Origin of the sequence: Streptomyces sp. UNOC14_S4, from assembly GCF_020740835.1 — a bacterium.
Classification (GTDB): Bacteria; Actinomycetota; Actinomycetes; order Streptomycetales; family Streptomycetaceae; genus Streptomyces.
Window position 1 is genome coordinate 1 of record NZ_JAINFC010000660.1, and the last position, 3,486, is coordinate 3,486.

Below are 3,486 nucleotides of genomic sequence, written 5' to 3' on the forward strand. Positions count from 1 at the left end.
CATCACCGCCGAGCGGGGTCTGGAGCTGTTCGACGCGGCGGCCCGTACGGACGAGGCGCTGCTGGTGCCGATGCCGCTGGACCTGACCGTGCTGCGCGCCCAGGCAGGCAGCGGCATGCTGCCGCCGCTCTTCCGCGGCCTGGTGCGTACGCCGGTGCGGCGGGCCGCCGAGTCCGCGGCGGCCGCGGCCGCCGGGGCGGAGGCGATGGCACGCAGGCTCGCCGCGCTGACCGCGCCGGAGCGGGAGGAGACGCTGACCGAGCTGGTCTGCGCGCAGGTGGCGGCCGTGCTCGGCTACCCCGGCCCCGAAGCGGTCGACCCGGCGCGCTCGTTCAGCGAGGTCGGTTTCGACTCGCTCACCGCGGTCGAGCTGCGCAACCGGCTCGGCTCGGCCACCGGCGTGCGCCTCCCGGCCACGCTGATCTTCGACTACCCGACACCCGAGGCCCTGGTCCGCTTCCTGGGCGCCGAGCTCGTGCCGGACGGCACGGACGCGGTGACGCCGCTGCTCGCCGAACTCGACCGGCTGGCGGCGTCCCTCGACGGGGCCGCCCCGGACGACGAGGGCCGGGGCAGGATCACCGCCCGGCTCCAGGCCCTGCTGGCCCAGTGGAGCGACAGCCGGGCACCGGAGGACGGCGTCGATGTCACCGACGAGATCGAGTCGGCGACGGACGACGACCTCTTCGACTTCATCGGCAAGGAATTCGGGATCTCCTGACTGTGACTGTGACCGTGACCGACATCGACACGGCGACCGACACCGCGACCGATACGGCGACCGCGAGCGGCCTGACCGGCCCCGACCTTCCGGATTCCTCGAAGGGGAACGCACGACATGAATGAGGAAAAGCTCCGTTACTTCCTGAAGCGGGTGACGGCCGACCTGCACGAGACCCGGCGCCGCCTGCAGGAGGTGGAGTCGGAGAACCAGGAGCCGATCGCGATCATCGGCATGAGCTGCCGCTACCCGGGCGGCGTCCAGTCGCCCGAGGACCTGTGGCGGCTGGTGTCCGAGGGCGGGGACGGGATCTCCGAGTTCCCCACCGACCGCGGCTGGGACATCGCGCGGCTCTTCGACGACGACCCGGACGGCGCGGGCACCAGCTACGTCCGCGAGGGCGGATTCCTCCACGACGCCAACTACTTCGACCCGGCGTTCTTCGGGATCAACCCGCGCGAGGCCCTCGCCATGGACCCCCAGCAGCGGCTGCTGCTGGAGACCACCTGGGAGGTCTTCGAGCGGGCCGGGATCGACGCGACGACGGTGCGGGGCACCCGCACCGGCGTCTTCGCCGGCGTGATGTACCACGACTACGCCTCGCGGCTGCGCGCCGTGCCGCCGGGTGTCGAGGGCTACCTCGGCACCGGCGGCTCCAGCTCCATCGCCTCCGGCCGTGTCTCGTACACCTTCGGTCTTGAGGGCCCGGCGGTCACCGTCGACACGGCGTGCTCGTCGTCGCTGGTCACCCTGCACATGGCCATGCAGGCCCTGCGCAACGGCGAGTGCTCGCTGGCCCTGGCGGGCGGCGTCACGGTGATGTCCACCCCCGGCACGTTCACCGAGTTCAGCCGCCAGCGCGGCCTGTCCTTCGACGGCCGCTGCAAGTCGTTCGCGGCGGCCGCCGACGGCACCGGCTGGTCCGAGGGCGCGGGCATGCTCCTGGTCGAGAAGCTCTCGGACGCCCGCAGGAACGGGCACCGGGTGCTGGCCGTCGTGCGCGGCGTCGCGATCAACCAGGACGGCGCGAGCAACGGCCTGACCGCTCCCAACGGCCCGTCCCAGCAGCGCGTCATCCGCCAGGCCCTGGCCAGCGCACGGCTGACGTCCGACCAGATCGACGTCGTCGAGGCGCACGGCACCGGTACGACGCTGGGCGACCCGATCGAGGCGCAGGCGCTCCTGGCCACCTACGGCCAGGAGCGGCCCGCGGACCGGCCGCTGCTGCTGGGCTCCGTCAAGTCCAACATCGGCCACACGCAGGCCGCCGCCGGTGTCGCGGGCATCATCAAGATGGTCAAGGCCATCGAGCACGGCACGGTGCCCCGCTCCCTGCACATCGACGAACCCAGCCCGCACATCGACTGGGCCGCGGGCGCCGTCGAGCTGCTGACCGAGGCCCGGCCCTGGCCGGAGACCGGCCGCCCGCGCCGCGCCGCCGTGTCCTCCTTCGGCATCAGCGGCACCAACGCCCACCTGATCATCGAGCAGGCCCCGACGGCCGAGGCAGAAACCGAGGCGGCGGACGAGGGCGACGAGAGCCCGGAGCCGGTGGCGGCCGGGGCGGCCGAACCGTCCGTCGTCCTCCCGCTGCTGCCCTGGGTGCTGTCGGCCAAGGGCGAGGCCGCCCTGCGCGCCCAGGCCGCCCGGCTGCACGCCCACGTCACCGACCACCCCGAGCTGGACGCGCTGTCCGTCGGCCGCTCCCTGGCCACCACCCGCAGTGCCCTGGAGAACCGGGCCGCGGTCATCGCGGGGGACCGCCGGGAATTCCTGGACCGGCTCGCCGCCCTCGCCGCCGGTGAGCCCGCTACCGGCCTGGTCCAGGGCACCGAGGGTCGCGGCAAGACGGCGTTCCTGTTCACCGGCCAGGGCAGCCAGCGGCTCGGCATGGGCCGCGAGCTCCACGCGACGTACCCGGTCTTCGCCACGGCGTTCGACGAGGTGTGCGCCGCGCTCGACCCGCGCCTGGAACGGCCGCTGAAGGACGTGCTGTTCGGCGACGACGCCGAAGAGCTCGACCGCACCGGCTTCACCCAGCCCGCGCTCTTCGCCGTCGAGGTGGCGCTGTTCCGCCTCGTCGAGTCCTGGGGTCTGAAGCCCGACTTCCTCTCCGGCCACTCCATCGGCGAACTCGCCGCCGCCCATGTCGCCGGGGTGCTCTCGCTCGACGACGCGGCCCTGCTCGTGGCCGCGCGCGGCCGCCTGATGCAGCGGCTCCCGGCGGGCGGTGCCATGATCGCGATCCAGGCGGCGGAGGACGAGGTCCTGCCGCTGCTGACCGACGGCGTGAGCATCGCCGCCCTCAACGGCCCGCGGTCCGTGGTGATCGCGGGTGACGAGGACGCGGCGCTGGAGATCGCCGCCGCCTTCGAGGCACAGGGCCGCAAGACCAAGCGCCTCACCGTCAGCCACGCCTTCCACTCGCCCCGCATGGACGCGATGCTGGAGGCCTTCCGCAAGGTCGCGGAGCGGCTGACTTACGAGGCCCCGAGGATCCCGGTCGTCTCCGGCCTCACCGGCGCCGTCGTGCCCGCGGCCGAGATCACCGACCCGGGCTTCTGGGTCCGCCACGTCCGCGAGTCGGTCCGCTTCCTCGACGCCGTCCGCACCCTCCAGGCGCAGGGCGTCACCACCTTCGTGGAGCTGGGCCCCGACGGGGTGCTCTCCGCGATGGCGCAGGACTGCGTCACCGGCGACGGCCTGGCCTTCGTCCCCGCCCTGCGCGCCGACCGCCCCGAGGCCGAGGCCGTGACCACCGCCCT

At 73.6% G+C, this 3,486-nt stretch carries 2 protein-coding genes; both read left to right on the plus strand.

Annotated elements, in window-relative coordinates:
* Positions 1-721 (plus strand): acyl carrier protein (locus tag K6I34_RS33860; RefSeq protein WP_229331873.1); only part of this gene is annotated, 721 nt, incomplete at its 5' end.
* Between the two features lie 117 nt (positions 722-838).
* On the plus strand, positions 839-3,486 hold a 2,648-nt coding region (locus K6I34_RS33865; protein WP_229331874.1), incomplete at its 3' end, for a type I polyketide synthase.